The sequence below is a fragment of the Pseudomonas sp. LBUM1658 genome (assembly GCF_059716055.1).
In genome coordinates this window covers 638,347-657,008 of the sequence record NZ_CP166798.1, presented here as the reverse complement: position 1 = coordinate 657,008, position 18,662 = coordinate 638,347, and the positions used below count along the sequence as shown (strand labels likewise).

Here is an 18,662-nt window from a genome sequence, read left to right as displayed (position 1 = left end):
CTCTCGAAATTGCTAATGGAAACTTGCCCTCGCGGGCAAAACTAATCAGACAACCGGTCCCGGTTGTCGCGTGTTCAGTTGTTCGCCTTGAACCCTATGTGGGCTTTTGTTCTTTGACGAGCCAACAACCGGAACCCGGCCCCCCAGGGCCAAGTCCTCAATCTGATGTCACTTATTCCGCTGTTACCAGCTTTGGCTGGCCGAGATTGGCCATTCGCACGCTGTTTTGCACTTGCTGGATTTCACCTGGCGTACCGATCGGCCCCAGACGTACCCGATGGAGTGTCTGTTGATTACGCACGATCGAGCTGATGAACACCGGAGCCTGCACCATCCCGCTCAGCTTCGACCTCAGCAGTTCGGCAGCGTCCGGGTTGGCGAAGGCGCCCACCTGAAGATACTGGCCAGAGGCTGTTGCAGAAGCGTTTTTTTTTGCATCCAGCGGCACTGGCACAACGGGCGCGGCGTGCTGCTGCGGTGGCGGCGTCCATTGCTCCACGGTGCCAGCCGAAGCCGTCATCACCGGAGCGGCAGCTTGCGCCACCCGCGGCTCGTTGAGCATCAGCGGTGCCGGCCGGCCGCGCTGGGCCCACCATTGCTGCGGATCGATCCCCTCGACCTTGACCCGCGCGGTACCGGTTTCGGCATAACCGAGCTTCTTGGCGGCAGCATAGGACAAATCGATGATCCGGTCCGAATAGAACGGCCCACGATCGTTGACCCGCAGAATCACGCTCTTGTTGTTGTCCAGGTTGGTCACCCGGACATAGCTCGGCAGCGGCAGGGTCTTGTGCGCGGCACTCATGCCGTACAGGTCATAGACTTCGCCGTTGGCGGTATTCTGGCCATGGAACTTGGTGCCATACCAGGAGGCCGTACCCGAGGCGACGTAATTCTTCGATTCGCTCAGCGGAAAGTAGCTTTTACCCAGCACCGTATAGGGGTTGGCCTTGTAAGGGCCGGTATGCAGGGTCGGCGTGGCATCGGGGATGCGCGAAACATCGACATCCCACCACGGCGCACCATCTTTATGGGCGCGGTTGATGTCCAGGCCAGGCGTTGCACGAACGACGGTCGGTGATTTCTGCTGCGGCGCGCGGCTGGTCGAACAACTGACCACCAACAACGACAGTGCAGCAACAGCCGCCAGCTTCAGGGGTTTATGTATCGGCATTGCCCGCATTACTTGACGCCCCGTGCTTGGACCAGCAAATCAGACAGCTGATGCACGGCCATGGCGTACATCACACTGCGGTTATAGCGCGTAATCGCGTAAAAATTATTCAACCCCATCCAGTACTCGGGGCCGTTGTCGCCTTCCAGTCGAAAAGCCGTGACCGGCATATCATCACGCAGCGCATCATGACTCGACCAGCCCAGCGCCCGCAACTCCCCGACCGTTTTGACCGGTTCGATTCCCTGGGTCAAACCTTCGTCGACCCGGTCACCACGCACCGTGGCCAGGCTGACCACCGGCTCGCGGGCTACCCAGCCGTGGTGCTTGAAGTAACTGGCGACACTGCCAATGGCGTCGTCCGGGTTGGTCCAGATATTAATGTGGCCATCGCCGTCGAAATCCACAGCATAGGCGCGAAAACTGCTCGGCATGAACTGCGGCAAGCCCATGGCCCCGGCATAAGACCCCTTGAGCGTCATTGGGTCGACCTGCTCTTCACGGGCCAGCAGCAGGAACTCACGCAGTTCCTTGCGGAAAAAGTCGGCGCGCGGCGGGTAGTCGAAGCCCAGGGTCGACAGTGCATCGATCACCCGGTAATTGCCGGTATTACGACCGAAAAAGGTCTCAACGCCGATGATCGAGACGATAACCTGGGCCGGCACTCCGTATTCCTGTTCGGCGCGGGCCAGCGTCGCTTCGTGCTGACGCCAGAAATCCACGCCACGGGCGATCCGCGCATCGGTGAGGAACATCGGGCGGTACTCTTTCCACTGCTTGACCCGCTCGGCAGGCCGGGAAATCGCGTCAAGAATCGACTGCTTGCGCTCGGCTTCGCGGAACACCCCCATCAGCTGTTCTCCGGCGAATCCGTAGTCGCGGGTCATTTCACCGACGAATTCGGCCACCTGCGGCGCGCCTTCATAATCGCCGGCCAGCGCCTCCTGCGCTGCACCAAGGATGCCTACCAGGCCGACCCACGGAGCGTATCGAGTCGCCCAGCCATGCATAACTTGCATTGAAATCTTCACCTTATTCAAACCTGCGCGATCCACTTACGATGGGTATGGACCGACATCAAAACCCCAAACGCTGACAGCAGCGTCACCAGTGAGGTTCCGCCATAGCTAATGAATGGCAATGGCACCCCTACTACCGGCAACAGGCCACTGACCATACCGATGTTGACGAAAACATAAACAAAAAACGTCATGGTCAGGCTGCCCGCGAGCAATTTGCCGAACAGCGTCTGCGCCTGAGCAGTAATGACCAGCCCGCGACCGATCAACAACAAATAGATCAGCAGCAAGGCACAGATGCCCACCAGCCCGAACTCTTCGCCCAGGACCGCAATGATGAAGTCGGTGTGGCTCTCCGGCAAAAAGTCCAGATGGGACTGGGTGCCGAGCAGCCAGCCTTTACCGAATACGCCGCCGGAACCGATGGCCGCCTTGGATTGGATGATGTTCCAGCCAGTGCCCAGCGGATCGCTTTCCGGGTCCAGGAAGGTCAGGACCCGTTGTTTCTGGTACTCGTGCATGACGAAATACCACATCGCAACGGCCACCGGCACTGCGGCAGCGATCACGCTGACGATCCAGCGCCAGCGCAGGCCACCCATGAACAGTACGAAGGCGCCGCCGGCGAGAATCAGCAGTGAAGTACCGAGATCGGGCTGACGCACGATCAGGATAAACGGGATCCCGATCAGCATCAGGCTGATGCCGACATGCTTGAGTTGCGGTGGCAGTGAGCGCTTGGCCAGATACCAGGCGATAGTCGCCGGCATGATGATCTTCATGAACTCCGATGGCTGGAAGCGAATCACCCCGGGAATATTGATCCAGCGCGTAGCGCCCATGGCGTTGTGGCCCATGACGTCCACCACCACCAACAGCACCACACCGCATACATAGGCCAATGGCACCCAGCGCGCCATAAAGCGCGGCTCGAGCTGGGCAATGATGAACATCGACACCAGGCCGATGCCGAAAGAAGTCGCTTGCTTGCCCAGCAGGTCCCAGCTCTTGCCGCTGGCCGAATACAGCACGAACAGGCTGCCCGCCGCGAGGGTCAGCAACAGAATCAGCAAAGGCCCGTCGATATGCATGCGTTGCAACAGCGTCGCGCGGCGGCGCATCACATCCTCACTGGAGAGGATGCGATCAAAATTACTCTTCACGGGCCGTAGCCTCCGCGCTTATAGGGCTGGCGAACTCAGGCTTGAGTCGGCCGTCCTGGTCAAGCAACCAGGCGTCCATGATCTGGCGAACCACCGGAGCGGCCACGCCGGAGCCGGACTCGCCGTTCTCAACCATGACCGCGACGGTGATTTTCGGGTTATCGGCAGGGGCAAAACCGACGAACAAGGCATGGTCACGATGGCGCTCCTGAACCTTGGAGCGGTCGTACTTCTCGCCTTGCTTGATGGCAACCACCTGGGCCGTACCACTTTTGCCGGCAATCCGGTATTGCGCGCCGATAGCCGCTTTGCGTGCCGTACCGCGCGCGCCATGCATCACCTGCTGCATACCGTGATTGACCCTGGTCCAATCGGCCGGATCGCGCAGGATGATGTCCGGCATCGGGTTTTCATCGAGCGGCTTCTCGCCTTCGATGGTTTTCGCCAGGTGCGGGCGATACCACTTGCCCTTGCTTGCCACCAGCGCAGTGGCCTGGGCCAGTTGCAGCGGGGTTGATTGCATGTAGCCCTGGCCGATACCGAGAATCAGTGTTTCGCCCGGGAACCAGGCCTGACGCCGGGTTGCGCGCTTCCACTCACGCGAAGGCATCAGCCCCGGCGATTCTTCGAACATGTCCAGCGAGACCTTCTGGCCGATACCGAACTTGCCCATATAGGCCGACAGCCGATCGATCCCCAGCTTGTGGGCCAGGTCGTAGAAATAGGTATCGTTGGAACGCATGATCGCCGTATCCAGATCAACAAAGCCGTCGCCGGTACGGTTCCAGTTACGATATTTGTGATCGTAGTTGGGCAGCTGGTAGTAACCCGGATCGTAGACCCGCGTCGAAGCGCTGACCACGCCCGAGTCGAGCCCGGCAATTGCCACTGCCGGCTTGATGGTCGAGCCAGGTGGATAGAGGCCGCGCAACACACGGTTGAACAGTGGACGGTCGATCGAATCACGCAACTCGGCATAGGCCTTGAAGCTGATGCCGGTGACGAACAGGTTCGGGTCGAAACTCGGCTGACTGACCATCGCCAGCACTTCGCCGGTGTTCGGGTCCAGCGCCACCACCGCGCCACGCCGGCCACCCAGCGCGAGCTCGGCGGCTTCCTGCAGCTTGATGTCCAGGCTCAGGACGATGTCCTTGCCGGGAATCGGATCGGTCCGCTTGAGCACCCGCAATACGCGGCCACGGGCGTTGGTCTCGACCTCTTCATAACCCACCTGGCCATGCAGCTCCGGCTCGTAGAAGCGCTCGATGCCGGTTTTGCCGATATGGTGGGTGCCGCTGTAATTGACCGGATCGAGGCTTTTGAGCTCTTTCTCGTTGATCCGACCCATGTAACCCACGGAGTGCGCGAAGTGCGCTCCTTGCGGATAATGCCGCACAAGCTGCGCGACCACTTCCACGCCCGGCAAACGGAACTGATTGACGGCGATGCGGGCGATCTGCTCTTCGTTCAGCTCGAACAGTATCGGCACCGGCTCGAACGGCCGGCGCCCCTGCTTCATGCGTTTCTCGAACAGCTGCCGATCTTCCGGCGTCAGCTCCAGCACTTCGACTATCACATCGAGTATTTGCTGCCAGTCCCCCGAACGCTCGCGGGTCATGCTTAGGCTGAAGCTGGGCCGGTTATCGGCCACCACCACGCCATTGCGGTCGAAAATCAACCCGCGGGTCGGCGGAATCGGCTGCACATGGACGCGGTTGTTCTCCGACAGCGTGGAGTGATACTCGTACTGGATCACCTGAAGGAAATACAGCCGGGCAATCAGCACCCCGATCAGACACACCACTGCTATTGCACCGAACACGACCCGGCCACGCACCAGACGGGCGTCTTTCTCGTGGTCCTTGATGCGGATCGGTTGGGACATTTAGTAGGGCGCGATGCTATTTGTGATAAGGGTGCCCGGACAGAACTGTCCAGGCGCGATACAGCTGTTCACCGATCAGAATCCGCACCAGCGGATGCGGCAACGTCAGAGGCGACAGCGACCAGCGCTGATCGGCCCGCGCACAGACTTCCGGCGCCAGCCCCTCGGGACCACCGACCATGAAATTCACCGTGCGCGAATCCAGCCGCCAGCGATCCAGTTCGACCGCCAGTTGCTCGGTGCTCCAGGGCTTGCCATGCACCTCGAGCGTGACAATCCGCTCATTCGGGCCGACCTTGGCCAGCATGGCTTCGCCTTCCTGACGGATAAAGCGCGCCACGTCAGCGTTCTTGCCACGGGTATTGAGCGGTATTTCCACCAGTTCCAGCGCCAGTTCGGATGGCAGACGCTTGGCATATTCATGCCAGCCTTCTTCCACCCATTTGGGCATGCGGGATCCGACGGCGATCAGACGCAGTCGCACAGCGATGATCCCTTATTGCTGGTCTTTGTTGAGCTTGATGAAGTGCTCGTGGGTGTTTTCCGGGCTGTGGTGCGCAGCGTTCATCGCACGGCTTTGTTCCGCACCCGACCACAGACGCTCCAGGTCGTAGAACTGACGAGCGTTGGCGGTCATCATATGAACGATGACAGTGTCCAGGTCCAACAGAACCCAGTCGCTGTCGCCCTTGCCTTCTTCGCCCAGCGGCTTGACGCCTTTCTCTTTGACCATTTCGCGGACCTTGTCCAACATCGCGCCGATCTGGCGGTTGGAGGTACCGGTAGCGATGATCATGTAATCGGTGATGCTCTGCTTTTCGCGAACGTCGATCACCAGAATGTCCTGGCCCTTGACGTCTTCCAGGGCCGTTACGGCAACCTTGACCAGTTCTTCGCCGGCGAGTATCAAGCCGGTTTCAGCCGCTACTGGCAGCGGGGCGCTCTTGAACGTGCCTTTGCGCTTTACTTTAGTTACGTCTTTGTCAGTCATATAAAACTCGTTTTGCTCGTATGTTCGGGCGCTTCAATACACGGTGATTCGTGCCTTGAAGCGCTCCTTTTCAGTTCGACGCACGGTAAAGACCGTGCGCATCTATGTAGGCCAGGACCGCGTCAGGCACCAGGAAACGTACCGACTTACCGCTGGCCAGCAGTTGACGGATCTGGGTAGCGGATACCGCGAGCGGTGTCTGCCAGACGAATGCAATCTGTCCGCTCGGCCCTTTGAGGGCCAGCGGGTCGCTCACCGAACGCGCTGCCAGCAGGTTGCGCAAGGCATCCGGCGGTTCGCTGTCGGCATCCGGGCGTTGCAGCACCAGGATGTGGCAATGCTGGAGCAACTCCTCCCAGCGGTGCCAAGTGGGCAGGCCGCAAAATGCGTCCCAGCCCAAAAGCAGAAACAACTGGTCATCAGCGGCCAACTCGGCTCGCATCAGCTCCAGGGTGTCGATGGTGTACGACGGTTTGTCCCGTTGCAGCTCACGGGCATCCACCACCAGCGGCGCAATACCTGCCACCGCACACTCGACCATCGCCAGACGATCGACGGCCGACACTTGTGGCGTACCACGATGCGGCGGCCTGGCACTGGGTGTCAGACGCAGCTCATCGAGCGCCAGCGATTCGGCCACCTCCAGCGCACTGCGCAAATGGCCGATGTGTACCGGATCGAAGGTCCCGCCCAGCACGCCAATGCGTCGAGGCTGGGGTTCGCTTGGGGTCACGGCAGCTGACTGGCGGATATCGGCCAAGTCAGACCGACTCCTGACCGCGCAACTGGCCATCACCGACCACGATGTACTTCTCGCAGGTCAGACCTTCGAGGCCCACCGGGCCGCGGGCGTGCAGCTTATCAGTAGAAATGCCAATCTCGGCACCCAATCCATACTCGAAGCCATCGGCAAAGCAGGTCGGGGTGTTGATCATCACCGAACTTGAGTCGACCTCAGCAACGAAACGCCGGGCTTGGCCCTGGTGCTCGGTGACGATCGAGTCGGTGTGATGGGAGCCGTAATGGTTGATGTGTTCGATGGCCTGGTCCAGCCCATCGACCACGCGGATCGACAAGATCGGCGCCAGGTATTCGGTATTCCAGTCATCGATGGTGGCCGCCACCGCCTCGATGATCGCCCGCGTGCGTTCGCAACCGCGCAGCTCGACGCCCTTGGCGCGGAATTGCTCGGCCATCGCTGGCAGGAAGTCGGCGGCTACCGCCTGGTCAACCAGCAGGGTTTCCATGGCGCCGCAAATGCCGTAACGGTAAGTCTTGGCGTTGAATGCGATGCGCTGGGCCTTTGGCAGTTCGGCGTGGGCACTGACATAAACGTGGCAGATGCCGTCCAGGTGCTTGATCACCGGCACCCGGGCATCACGGCTGACCCGTTCGATCAGGCCCTTGCCGCCACGGGGCACGATCACATCGACGTACTCGGGCATGGTAATCAGCGCGCCAACGGCAGCACGGTCGGTCACTTCGACCACTTGCACCACGGCGGCCGGCAAACCGGCCTCGGCCAGGCCCTGCTGAATGCAGATAGCAATCGCGCGGTTGGAATGAATCGCCTCGGAACCGCCACGCAGGATGGTCGCGTTACCCGACTTCAGGCACAGGCTGGCGGCGTCGATGGTCACGTTGGGCCGCGACTCGTAGATGATCCCGACCACGCCCAGCGGTACACGCATCTTGCCGACCTGGATTCCCGACGGCCGATAGCTCATGTCGCGGATCGCCCCAATCGGGTCCGGCAGGCTGGCCACCTGACGCAAACCGACAATCATGCTGTCGATCCGTGCCGGGGTCAGCGCCAGACGCTCAAGCATGGCCGGCTCCAGACCATTGGCCCGGCCAGCGGCCAGGTCCAGTTCATTGGCGGCGGTCAACTCGGCGCGAGCAGCATCCAAAGCCGCGGCGGCAGCGTGCAGCGCGCGGTTTTTCTGCGCGGTGCTGGCACGGCCGATCACGCGGGAGGCTTCGCGGGCAGCGCGACCCAGGCGGGTCATGTAGTCAAGAACGGACTCAGTCATGGTCTCAATGGTCTTGGCAAAGAGGAAAGCGGCAGATTATAGCTGTCGCGCTCTCCTACTAACAGCAGTGACGGGCGGATGGTCGAAATGGACAGCAAATAGAGGACGTTCAGCCGTAATTAAGCTTGAAATTGCTATCATCGCGACTCAATTAGCCGCAATTGCCGTTAGTCACCATGTCAAATCCGACCGCTCCGAGCATGCCCAAGGCACTGCCTGATGAGTTTTTTAACCGTGATGCCCAGGTGCTGGCCCGCGATCTGTTGGGCAAAATCATCCGCCATCGGATCGGCGATCTGTGGCTCAGCGCGCGAATCATCGAGACCGAAGCCTATTATTGTGCCGAAAAAGGCAGCCATGCCTCCCTTGGCTACACAGAAAAACGTAAGGCTTTGTTTCTCGATGGCGGCCACATCTATATGTATTACGCCCGTGGTGGCGACTCGCTGAACTTCAGCGCACACGGGCCGGGCAATGCAGTCCTGATCAAATCCGCCTATCCGTGGATCGACGAGGCTTCCGGCCCGGCCAGCCTGGCCCAGATGCTGTTGAACAATCCCCATTCCAATGGCCACCCGCGCCCGTCGCAGAAGCTCTGCGCCGGGCAAACCTTGCTCTGCAAGGCGCTGGGCCTGAAAGTACCGCGCTGGGACGCCAAACGCTTCGATCATGAGCTGCTGTTTGTCGAAGATGTCGGCATTCCACCGATCCACATCATTCAAACCACTCGCCTGGGCATCCCTAACGGACGCGACGAGCACTTGATGTACCGCTTCGTCGATGCCGCCTACGCCCCATACTGCACGCTAAACCCGCTGCGCCGCGGCCAGGTCGAAGGTCGCGACTATTTTCTGATCTGAACACGACCCCCCGGTCAATAAACAATGATGGAGTTGAATCTATGGGCCCATGGCTCGATGGCCTGACCGGATGGTTGACGGCAAACCCGCAATGGCTGGCCGCCGCGGTTTTCATAGTGGCCTGCGTCGAGTGCCTGGCAATTGCCGGGTTGATCGTGCCGGGTACGGTCTTGTTGTTCGCCGTCGCGGTATTGGCCGGCAGTGGCGCGCTGTCCCTGGGCGAGACCCTGCTGCTGGGATTTGTCGGCGGCTTACTGGGAGACCTGGTGTCGTATTTCCTGGGGCGGCGCTTCCACCAGAACATTCGCCGCCTGCCGGGGTTGCGCCATCACCCGGAATGGATGGCGGGAGCCGAGGCGTACTTCCAGCGTTACGGCATCGCCAGCCTGCTGGTCGGGCGCTTTATTGGTCCTTTACGCCCGATGCTGCCGATGGTTGCGGGAATGTTCGACATGCCGTTTCCGCGATTTGCCGCTGTCAGTTTGCTGGCGGCAGCGGGCTGGACCGTGGCGTATCTATTGCCGGGCTGGGCGACCGGTGCGGCAATCCGCCTGCCCCTGCCGGAAGGGTTCTGGCCGCAAGCCGGAGTCGTTGTCGGCAGCATCGTCGTGCTGATCGGGCTGAGCATCAACAGCACCTTGCGCCGTCACCGCAGTGCCACAGTACTGATCACGGCCCTGAGCTTCGCGATTCTGGCCGGGATGTTCATCGGCTATCGCTACCTCAATCAGTTCGACCAGGGGCTGATGACCCTGATCCAGGAACACCGCAGCAGCGCCGTAGACTCCGCCGCCGTGCTGGTGACCCGCCTCGGCGACTTCCAAACGCTGCTCTTTGCCAGCAGCCTTTTGACGATTTTGCTGCTGGTGGCGCGCCAATGGCGCCACGCGATCTTCGCCGGCAGCGCCCTGCTCTGCACGTCCCTGGCCAATACCGGGACCAAATGGTTTTTCGCCCGTATGCGCCCGGAAGTGCTGAGCGACCCGCTGACCACCTTCAGCATGCCCAGTGGCCACAGCTCCGGTTCGTTCGCGTTATTCCTGACCTTGGCGGTCCTCGCCGGCCGCGGCCAACCACCCCGGATGCGTCTGACCTGGCTGTTGGTCGGGTGCTTGCCTGCGATGGCGATTGCTATCTCGCGGGTTTATCTCGGAGCGCACTGGCCGACCGATGTGCTGGCCGGCGCCATGCTTGCGGCCTGCCTCTGCGCCGCCAGCCTGAACCTGAACCAACGCCAGACCTCCTTGAGTGCTATGTCGGCCAAGGTCTGGTGGCTGGTACTGCCGGCGCTGGTGGCGTTGTTCGGGTTCTTTGCACTGCGGCATTTGCCTGATGCGATAGTGCGTTATGCGTATTGAGCAAGTACTGATGTTTGCCCGCTAAAAGATCGCAGCCTGCGGCAGCTCCTACAGATTTTGCGTATATCCGCACATTCACGGGTGTACTCGCTCGGCGCAGGAGCTGCCGCAGGCTGCGATCTTTTCAAGGCCCACCCGGTTTTCTGTATACCCTCGCAAGACAACTCTCTTTCCTTTGAAGGACGTTTCCTAGAAAATCCCAGCCCGCTTGTGCCCACCCAATCTCGTGGCTAGTCTTCGGCCGTCGCTGCAAAACAGCGAACGGGTTTAGTCGCCCGAACTTGTAACATTGGGCGCACAAGCTCCACCTCCAGCAGAGCGTTTTTTACGCCTGCGCTTTATGGTGGCTGTGCGCAGGGCACTTTCGGGTGCGCCGGGTTCCCAATGTTCCGGTCGACTAACCTGCGTACGGCTGCCACTCCATCGTTTAGTCGCGATTTCTGGCAGCTCCTGAAAACTTACATTGGAGCTCCACAATCATGGACAAAATCACCCCCGACCCACCCATTCCACCCGTCACCCCATCAATGGACAACGCCTTCACCCGCGACCTGCTCAAGGACCGCGCCGCGCTGTACCGTGCCCTGGATCACTACCTGCCCGATGCCAACCCAACCTCGCCTGATGCCATGCGCTTTTACAACGTCAGCAAGGATGTGAGCATCGAAGACACGATGCTCTACACCGCCGACTTGCTGCGCTGCGCATCGGTCACCGCTTACGAGTGTGGGGAACACTTCAAAGGCACGGAGCGCGCCATGGTCTTCGCCGTGTGGCACCTGCTGGAAATCGCCAAAGCCATGGTCGACCAATCCATCGAACACATGTGGCCACATACCCGCTGAAGCGCCGTTCGATCGTTCCCATGCTCTGCGCGGGAACGATCTTTACAGTGCTGATGCACTCAGGCAAACAACTCCCCCTGCAACTCATCAAGCAACGCTTGAATCGCATCCAGGCGCTGTTGCGGATCATCGAGTTGCAGCAGGTCGATCTTGTCCAGTTCGGAGAATGGCAGCAGGTAAGCCAACTGATTGGCCAGGGATTGCTGGCCGGTGGCTTCGGTGCCCATGTTCAGGGCTTCGACCATCGGGTGCTCGGCCAGCGCCTTGAGCAAGGCCACCAGGTCGGCGTCTTCATCCTGCAGCGGTTGTTCGGGCACGTCGTCGAGCCACTCGACGTCGGCCACCATCAGCTGATCGCGCTGCACTTCGGTGCGCAGCACCCGGAACCTGCGTCCGCCCTCGACGCGAATGCCCAGCAGGCCGTTTTCCTGCTGTTTGAAATCACGGATCAGCGCCTCGCAACCGACCAGGGCATAGCCTTCAGGCGCGACGCCCACCTCTTCCCCCTCGATAATGCACACCACACCAAAACCGCCGTTCTGCTTCATGCAGCGGCTGATCATGTCCAGGTAGCGCGCCTCGAAAATCTGCAGATCGAGGGTGCAACCGGGGAACAACACCGTGTTCAGGGGGAAAAGCGCCAGGCTCATATAGGTTTCCTTAAACCATCATTGACACAGCCAGCGGCAGGAACACCGCCGTGGCCACGCCCATCAAACTCATCGCCAATGCGGCGAACGCGCCGCATTCCTCACTTTCCTGCAAGGCGACCGAAGTACCGACCGCATGCGCCGTCATGCCCAATGCCATGCCGCGGGCTTCAGGGCTATGGACACCCAAACGAGTCAAAATACTCGGCCCGAAAATCGCTCCGATCACTCCGGTGATCAACACGAAGACAGCGGCCAGCGCCGCCACACCACCAATTTGCTCGGCCACCAGCATGGCGATCGGTGAGGTTACCGACTTCGGTGCCATGGTCATTAGAATCATGTGCTCGGCACCGAACCACCAACCCAGCACCACGCCGAGACTAGTCGCCACCACACCACCTATCACCAGCGTAGTAAATATCGGCCAGAACAACTGCCGAATCCGCCGCAGATTGAGATAGAGCGGTACTGCCAGGGCGACAGTGGCCGGCCCCAGCAGAATGCTGAGAATCTCGGTGCTTTTGCGGTATTCGGTGTAACTCAGGCCGCAACCGACCAGCACGCCGATCACCAGCAGCATAGACACCAGCACTGGCTGCAAGAAAATCCAGCGGGTTTTCTCATACCCTATCAGCACCAGCTGGTAGGCTCCCAAGGTGATGCCGATGCCGAACAACGGATGATGAATCACTGCCGCCCACGCGCCCTGCCAATCGAAGGTCATTGTGCATCCTCGCGACGAGCCTGACGCTGGATCATCTTGTGCATCAGTACGCCAACGAAGGCCATGGAGATCACCAGCGACAACACCAACGCGCCGACGATCGCCCAGAAGTCCGCAGCAATGTCGCTGGCGTAAACCATTACCCCCACCGCTGGCGGCACTAGCAGCAACGGCAAATAACGCAACAGACTGCTGGCCGCCAGGTTCAGCGGCTCACCGACTTGCCCGCGACTAATCAGAAACACCAGCAATAGCAGGAGGCCGACAATCGGCCCCGGCAACACCGGTAAAAATAAATGGTTGATAGCCGTGCCGAGTAATTGAAACAGCACCAGCCAGGTCAAACCGCGTAACAACATTCGTCATCTCCCGCAAAATCGCGCCGGGCATTATAAGCATGCCTCACGCTATGAACCGCCATTCGCAAACACCATAAATGGTTGACCGCAGCCATTGGCCATGATGATCTAACGCGGTTGCCAGGGGGCTGGAGCCCCCACCCCAAAAACTATAAAACCGATGAACCCAAGGAGAGTCTCAATGCCCTATGTTCCAGTTGCAGAGCTCAAAGATTATGTCGGCAAAGAACTCGGACGTTCCGAATGGCTCACTATCGATCAGGAACGCATCAACCTGTTCGCCGAAGCCACGGGTGATTTTCAGTTCATTCACGTTGATCCGGTAAAGGCTGCACAAACACCCTTTGGCGGTACGATTGCCCACGGCTTTCTGTCTCTGTCGCTGATCCCCAAACTGATGGAAGACATTCTGGTATTGCCGGAAGGTTTGAAGATGGTCGTCAACTACGGCCTGGACAGCGTGCGCTTCATCCAGCCGGTCAAGGTCGACTCCAGGGTTCGACTCAAGGTCGATCTGGCCGAAGTCACTGAAAAGAAACCCGGTCAATGGCTGCTCAAAGCCACCGCAACCCTGGAAATCGAAGGCCAGGAAAAGCCCGCCTACATCGCTGAACCGCTGTCCCTCTGCTTCGTTTAAGCCTTCCCGGATGCGGAACAGCTCCCATGCTGTTTCGCTCGGCGCTATATATGCGACACATAGCTGCGGCATACTCGGTCGCCTAATTGCCCGGATCCCGCTATGCGCTCACTTGTACCCCTCGCTCTAATCCTGTTGCTCACCGCATGCGGCGACGGCGAATCGCTGTTGCCGCCCGATGCCCGCTTGCCGGACGGCGGACGTTATCGCGGTGATATGGTCGATGGATTGCTACAGGGCCAGGGTCGCATCGACTACCCGAATGGCGGCTGGTACGCCGGTCAATTCGACAAGGGGCAGTGGCATGGCCGGGGCGAATGGCACGGCAGCAATGGCGAGGTGTACCGCGGCCAGTTCGAGCACGGGCTGTTCCACGGCCAGGGCACCCTGACCACCAGCGGTAGCAGTTATACCGGCGGCTTCAAGCTCGGTCGGCGCGACGGTGAAGGCACGCTCAAAGAAGGCGGCATGACCTACCGCGGTGAATTCAAGGCCGACCAGTATTCCGGGCTCGGTCGTCTGGAACTCGAAGACGGCAGCCAGTACCAGGGTCAGTTCGCCCACGGCAAACCCAACGGTGAAGGCCAGCGTGGCGATGCCAGCGGTAATCTGTTCACCGGGCACTTCGTCAATGGCCAACTGGAGGGCAACGGCACCTTCAACAGCGCCGAAGGCGACCAGTATGTCGGCGCTTTCAAGCAAAACCAGTTGCACGGCAAAGGTCGCTACGAAAATGCTGACGGCGATGTCTGGATCGGCCAGTTCAAGGAAGGTGCGCTAACCGGCAAAGGTGAGCTGATCGGTGTCGATGGCAGCCATTACGTCGGTCAGTTCAGTGACTGGCGCCTATCCGGCCAAGGCCGCTTGAACCTCAGCGATGGCAGTTTCTATGTCGGCCAGTTCGATAATGACAACTACCAGGGCTCTGGCACCCTGGTGCGCCACGATGGCGCGGTGCAAAGCGGCTATTGGGTCAACGGCCAACGGGTGCGCGATGCCAGCGGCAAGCTGCTGCCAGACACCCTGGAGGTCGGCGTGTTGGCTCAGGGCCGCTTGCTCGAACAGGATCTGGCCAACGTGCCCGCGTCCACCCCGGCGGTGGAGCTGTACAGCCTGACGCTGGCTGGTGATGGCAAACAAAGTGTGTTCCTGCGCGAGGCTGACTACGTCAGCAACATGCTCGCCAGGCGCTTTGGCGCCTATGGCCAGATCCGCCTGGTCAATCATCGCGACCATATGGGCGACCGCCCCATGGCGAGCCGAGAGAGCCTGCGACGCGCAGCACTGACGCTGGCTGCGCGCAGCGGCCCGGAAGATTTGCTGTTCATCTACCTGACCAGCCACGGCACCCACCAGCATGAACTGGTGCTGGATCAGCCGCGCCTGGAACTGGCCGACCTACCGGCCGACGAACTGGCCTCCGTGCTCGCACCATTGAAAAATCGTGACAAGATCATTGTGATCTCGGCCTGTTATTCAGGTGGTTTTATCCCTGCACTCAAAGATGACCGGACGCTGATCATGACCGCCTCGCGGACTGATCGGGTGTCCTTCGGTTGCTCGGAAGAGGCCGACTTCACCTACTTCGGCGACGCATTGTTTGCCCAGGCATTGAACCAGACCGACGACCTGCAGCAAGCCTTCGTCCTGGCCAGGGCAACGGTCGCCGAACGGGAACTGGCCGACAACTTCGAAGCCTCGGAACCGCAGATCTGGGCACCCAAGGCGGTCCTGGCGCGCTGGCAGCTGTTACGCAAGCAACAAGCACGAAAGGCACTCGAAAACGCCTCGTTGAAAGGCCCGCAAGCACAAAAAGAACTCGAAAGCGTCCCGATGAAAGGCACACATGCAAAGAACAACTAAGCTGAACAGTATCAAGGGAGAAACACTATGTACTTGACGCCTCAGCATGTCTTGCTTGCCGGAGCCACCGGTCTTATCGGTGAACATCTACTTGACCGGCTGCTCAACGAGCCGACCATCAGCCGTGTATTAGCCCCAACTCGCAGGCCACTGGCCAAACATCCTCATCTGGAAAACCCGGTGGGCGACCCCGAAGTCTTTCTTCCACAGCTCAGCGGGCGCGTCGATATCGCTTACTGCTGCCTGGGGACCACGATCAAAAAGGCCGGCTCCGAGAAAGCCTTCCGTGCGGTGGACTTCGACATGGTCGTGGCCTTCGGCAAGCGTGCCCGGGAGATGGGCGCGCGACACCTGATCGTGATCAGTGCCATCGGCGCCGATCGGAGGTCTTCGGTGCTCTACAACCGGGTCAAAGGCGAAATGGAATATGCCTTGAAGGATCAAAACTGGCCGCAGCTGACCATCGTCCGCCCTTCCCTATTGCTGGGCGAGCGTCGGGAGCCGCGCCTGGCCGAACAACTGGCAGCGCCGTTTTCCAAACTGTTACCCGGCAAATACCACGGCATCGAAGCCTGCCAACTGGCCCGAGCCATGTGGCGCCTGGCGCTGGAAGAACAGGATGGAGTGCGAATCGTCGAGTCGGATGAGTTGCGCAGGCTGGGCAAGTAAGATCAAAAGATCGCAGCCTATCGGCAGCTCCTACAGATGTACGTAGGAGCTGCCGAAGGCTGCGATCTTTTAGCGGCTACAACCCACCCGTCGCCTGAAACTCAACCCCAATTACCGTCAACAACGACAGTGGCAACAGCAAGGTGTCGAGCAAGGCGCTGGCCGGCAGGTCGACACCGGGATAGCTCGGCGCTTCGGCGCCGAAACGGTCCATGGCACAACACCCGCCCTGCATCGCATACAAATCCAGACGCGTGCCCGCGTACACGATCGGCGCCCCCGGTTTGGCAGCGTCCAGGGTTCGGGCCGTGGCGCAACCGGCCAATTGCAGGGCCAGGACCAGGCTCAGTAGTTTATTCATCGCTGCTCAAATGGTGTTCGCCCCAACGCGGCAGCATGTCTTGCGGGATGTTCAAGAGATTGAGAATCCGCGCCACTACGAAGTCGACCAGGTCGTCGATGGTTTGCGGCTGGTGATAGAAACCCGGCGAAGCCGGCAGAATGGTCACGCCCATGTTCGACAGCTTGAGCATGTTTTCCAGGTGGATGCTGGAATACGGCGCTTCACGAGGCACCAGAATCAGCTGCCGACGCTCCTTCAAGGTGACGTCCGCGGCACGCTCGATCAAGTTGTTGCAGGCGCCGCTGGCGATCGCCGACAAGGTCCCGGTGGAACAGGGCACCACCACCATCGCACTCGGCGAGCCAGAACCGGAAGCCACGGGTGACATCCAGTCTTCCTTGCCATACACGCGAATCTGCCCGGCGGCAGCCCCGGTGTATTCGGTGAGGAAGGCCTGCATCATCTGGGTCTTGGGCGGCAGCGTAACGTCGGTTTCGGTGGCCATTACCAGTTGGGCGGCCTTGGAGATCAGGAAATGCACCTCGCGGTCCTCACGCACCAGACAGTCAAGCAGGCGTAAACCGTATTGCGCGCCAGAGGCGCCGGTCATTGCCAGGGTGATGCGTTCCGGACCGTTGTTCATAGCAGCGCCTCGGCCAGTTTGCCGTGCAGGCCGCCGAAGCCGCCGTTGCTCATGATCACCACGTGGGTGCCGGGTTGGGCCTGGCTTTTTACCCGAGCGATGATGCCTTCCAGCGAATCGCTGACGATCGACGGCACAGTGCACAGCGCCGCGGTCGCACCCAGGTCCCAACCGAGGTTGGCCGGCGCGTACCAGATTACCTGATCGGCATCGACCACACTTTCCGGCAAACCATCACGGTGCGCGCCGAGCTTCATGGAATTGGAGCGTGGCTCGATGATCGCAATCAGCGGGGCATCGCCGATGCGTTTGCGCAGGCCATCAAGGGTGGTGGCAATCGCTGTCGGGTGGTGGGCGAAGTCGTCGTAGATGGTAATGCCGCGGACTTCTGCAACCTTTTCCATTCTTCGCTTGACGCTTTTGAAAGCGCTCAACGCGGCGATGCCGATGGCCGGCACTACGCCGACATGCCGCGCGGCCGCCAGGGTAGCCAGGGCGTTGGCGACGTTGTGCTGACCGGTCATGTCCCAGTCGACCACGCCTTGAGCCACACCTTCGAACATCACTTCAAACTTCGAACCGTCTGCGCTGAGCAGCTTGACCTGCCATTGGCCGCCTACGCCAGTGGTTTGCACCGGGGTCCAGCAGCCCATCTCGATCACTCGCTGCAAGGCCGCCTCAGTGGTCGGATGGATCACCAGGCCTTCGCTCGGGATAATCCGCACCAAGTGGTGGAATTGACGCTCGATGGCTGGCAGATCGGGGAAGATGTCCGCATGATCGAACTCAAGATTGTTCAGAATCGCCGTGCGCGGGCGGTAATGCACAAACTTCGAGCGCTTGTCGAAGAAAGCGCTGTCATATTCATCGGCCTCGATCACGAAGAACGGTGTATCGCCCAAGCGCGCCGATACCGCGAAGTTCTGCGGCACTCCGCCGATCAGGAAGCCCGGGCTCATACCTGCGTATTCCAATACCCAGGCCAGCATACTGCTGGTGGTGGTCTTGCCGTGCGTACCGGCTACCGCCAGCACCCAGCGACCTTGCAGCACATGGTCGGCCAGCCATTGCGGACCGGAAACGTACGGCAGGCCTTTGTTCAATACGTACTCGACCGCCGGATTGCCACGGGACATGGCATTGCCGATCACCACCAGATCCGGGGCCGGATCGAGCTGAGCAGGATCATAGCCTTGAGTCAGCTCAATGCCCTGCGCCTGCAACTGGGTGCTCATCGGCGGATAGACATTGGCATCGGAGCCGGTCACGCGATGGCCCAGCTCTTTGGCCAGAACTGCCATCGAACCCATGAAGGTGCCGCAAATACCAAGAATATGAATGTGCATAGTCGACCTCGTAAAACATCGAGGCAGGTTAGCGTAGGGTGGGGAAAATCGCACTCTTTAGTAAGCGTGACGCGATCCCCACAAAAGCGAATCCGGC

20 protein-coding genes are annotated in these 18,662 nt (G+C 60.2%); 6 read left to right on the top strand and 14 right to left on the bottom strand.

All coding sequences use genetic code 11. The features are described from left to right. Positions 1–172 precede the first annotated feature (172 nt). From ACA064_RS02970 to ACA064_RS02935, 8 genes are all read right to left on the bottom strand, one after another. A complete protein-coding gene (locus ACA064_RS02970; protein ID WP_497672054.1) occupies positions 173–1,183 on the bottom strand; it encodes a septal ring lytic transglycosylase RlpA family protein in 1,011 nt (336 codons plus the stop codon). Further along, positions 1,183–2,193: a lytic murein transglycosylase B gene (gene mltB, locus ACA064_RS02965; protein WP_497672053.1), complete on the bottom strand. Its 1,011-nt coding sequence runs from the start codon at positions 2,191–2,193 to the stop codon at positions 1,183–1,185. The genes ACA064_RS02970 and mltB overlap by 1 nt, the downstream gene beginning before the upstream one ends. A 17-nt stretch (positions 2,194–2,210) precedes the next feature. Further along, the gene (gene rodA / locus ACA064_RS02960; protein WP_191624215.1) at positions 2,211–3,314 is read right to left on the bottom strand and encodes a rod shape-determining protein RodA; all 1,104 of its coding nucleotides are present in this window, start codon (positions 3,312–3,314) and stop codon (positions 2,211–2,213) included. Positions 3,315–3,345: 31 nt separating this feature from the next. Beyond that, positions 3,346–5,241 (bottom strand): penicillin-binding protein 2, encoded by a 1,896-nt coding sequence (mrdA, locus tag ACA064_RS02955; protein WP_497672052.1) that lies wholly within the window; start codon positions 5,239–5,241, stop codon positions 3,346–3,348. Positions 5,242–5,257: 16 nt separating this feature from the next. Further along, positions 5,258–5,725 (bottom strand): 23S rRNA (pseudouridine(1915)-N(3))-methyltransferase RlmH, encoded by a 468-nt coding sequence (rlmH, locus tag ACA064_RS02950; protein ID WP_003185785.1) that lies wholly within the window; start codon positions 5,723–5,725, stop codon positions 5,258–5,260. 12 nt (positions 5,726–5,737) lie between these two features. After that, positions 5,738–6,232, bottom strand: coding sequence for a ribosome silencing factor (gene rsfS, locus ACA064_RS02945; RefSeq protein WP_497672051.1), 495 nt, complete (start codon positions 6,230–6,232; stop codon positions 5,738–5,740). 70 nt (positions 6,233–6,302) lie between these two features. Next, positions 6,303–7,025 (bottom strand): nicotinate-nucleotide adenylyltransferase, encoded by a 723-nt coding sequence (gene nadD, locus ACA064_RS02940; RefSeq protein ID WP_497672050.1) that lies wholly within the window; start codon positions 7,023–7,025, stop codon positions 6,303–6,305. After that, a complete protein-coding gene (locus ACA064_RS02935) occupies positions 6,994–8,265 on the bottom strand; it encodes a glutamate-5-semialdehyde dehydrogenase (protein WP_497672049.1) in 1,272 nt (423 codons plus the stop codon). Before ACA064_RS02935 ends, nadD begins: the two co-directional genes overlap by 32 nt. Positions 8,266–8,441: 176 nt before the next feature. On the opposite strand from ACA064_RS02935, the gene ACA064_RS02930 reads away from it, so the two are divergent. The 3 genes from ACA064_RS02930 to ACA064_RS02920 all read left to right on the top strand — a co-directional run bounded on the left by ACA064_RS02930 (position 8,442) and on the right by ACA064_RS02920 (position 11,328). After that, complete coding sequence (locus ACA064_RS02930; RefSeq protein ID WP_497672048.1) at positions 8,442–9,125, top strand: DNA-3-methyladenine glycosylase; 684 nt, start codon at positions 8,442–8,444, stop codon at positions 9,123–9,125. Between the two features lie 41 nt (positions 9,126–9,166). Continuing rightward, positions 9,167–10,483, top strand: a complete 1,317-nt coding sequence (locus ACA064_RS02925) for a bifunctional DedA family/phosphatase PAP2 family protein (protein WP_497672047.1) — start codon at positions 9,167–9,169, stop codon at positions 10,481–10,483. 479 nt (positions 10,484–10,962) lie between these two features. After that, the gene (locus ACA064_RS02920) at positions 10,963–11,328 is read left to right on the top strand and encodes a DUF6124 family protein (protein WP_497672046.1); all 366 of its coding nucleotides are present in this window, start codon (positions 10,963–10,965) and stop codon (positions 11,326–11,328) included. A gap of 59 nt (positions 11,329–11,387) precedes the next feature. Here ACA064_RS02920 and ACA064_RS02915 read toward each other — a convergent pair whose 3' ends face one another. The 3 genes from ACA064_RS02915 to ACA064_RS02905 are packed head-to-tail and all read right to left on the bottom strand — an operon-like array spanning position 11,388 to position 13,064. Then, a complete protein-coding gene (locus tag ACA064_RS02915; RefSeq protein ID WP_497672045.1) occupies positions 11,388–11,978 on the bottom strand; it encodes an LON peptidase substrate-binding domain-containing protein in 591 nt (196 codons plus the stop codon). A 10-nt stretch (positions 11,979–11,988) separates the two neighbouring features. Further along, the gene (locus tag ACA064_RS02910; protein ID WP_497672044.1) at positions 11,989–12,705 is read right to left on the bottom strand and encodes an LrgB family protein; all 717 of its coding nucleotides are present in this window, start codon (positions 12,703–12,705) and stop codon (positions 11,989–11,991) included. Next, positions 12,702–13,064, bottom strand: coding sequence for a CidA/LrgA family protein (locus ACA064_RS02905; protein ID WP_497672043.1), 363 nt, complete (start codon positions 13,062–13,064; stop codon positions 12,702–12,704). The genes ACA064_RS02910 and ACA064_RS02905 overlap by 4 nt, the downstream gene beginning before the upstream one ends. Before the next feature lie 181 nt (positions 13,065–13,245). Between ACA064_RS02905 and ACA064_RS02900 the strand changes: the two genes are divergently transcribed. The 3 genes from ACA064_RS02900 to ACA064_RS02890 all read left to right on the top strand — a co-directional run bounded on the left by ACA064_RS02900 (position 13,246) and on the right by ACA064_RS02890 (position 16,233). Continuing rightward, positions 13,246–13,701, top strand: coding sequence for a MaoC family dehydratase (locus tag ACA064_RS02900; protein ID WP_497672042.1), 456 nt, complete (start codon positions 13,246–13,248; stop codon positions 13,699–13,701). A gap of 102 nt (positions 13,702–13,803) precedes the next feature. Next, positions 13,804–15,564 (top strand): C13 family peptidase, encoded by a 1,761-nt coding sequence (locus ACA064_RS02895; protein ID WP_497672041.1) that lies wholly within the window; start codon positions 13,804–13,806, stop codon positions 15,562–15,564. A 27-nt stretch (positions 15,565–15,591) separates the two neighbouring features. After that, positions 15,592–16,233 carry an oxidoreductase gene (locus ACA064_RS02890; RefSeq protein WP_497672040.1) on the top strand — a complete coding sequence of 214 codons (642 nt, stop codon included), beginning with the start codon at positions 15,592–15,594 and terminating at the stop codon, positions 16,231–16,233. A gap of 76 nt (positions 16,234–16,309) precedes the next feature. Here the strand turns inward: ACA064_RS02890 and ACA064_RS02885 are convergent, their stop codons facing one another. The 3 genes from ACA064_RS02885 to mpl are packed head-to-tail and all read right to left on the bottom strand — an operon-like array spanning position 16,310 to position 18,565. Beyond that, positions 16,310–16,594 (bottom strand): YceK/YidQ family lipoprotein, encoded by a 285-nt coding sequence (locus ACA064_RS02885; protein ID WP_497672039.1) that lies wholly within the window; start codon positions 16,592–16,594, stop codon positions 16,310–16,312. Continuing rightward, positions 16,587–17,219 (bottom strand): flavin prenyltransferase UbiX, encoded by a 633-nt coding sequence (ubiX, locus tag ACA064_RS02880; RefSeq protein WP_497672038.1) that lies wholly within the window; start codon positions 17,217–17,219, stop codon positions 16,587–16,589. Before ubiX ends, ACA064_RS02885 begins: the two co-directional genes overlap by 8 nt. After that, positions 17,216–18,565 (bottom strand): UDP-N-acetylmuramate:L-alanyl-gamma-D-glutamyl-meso-diaminopimelate ligase, encoded by a 1,350-nt coding sequence (gene mpl / locus ACA064_RS02875; RefSeq protein ID WP_497672037.1) that lies wholly within the window; start codon positions 18,563–18,565, stop codon positions 17,216–17,218. Before mpl ends, ubiX begins: the two co-directional genes overlap by 4 nt. Positions 18,566–18,662: the final 97 nt, after the last annotated feature.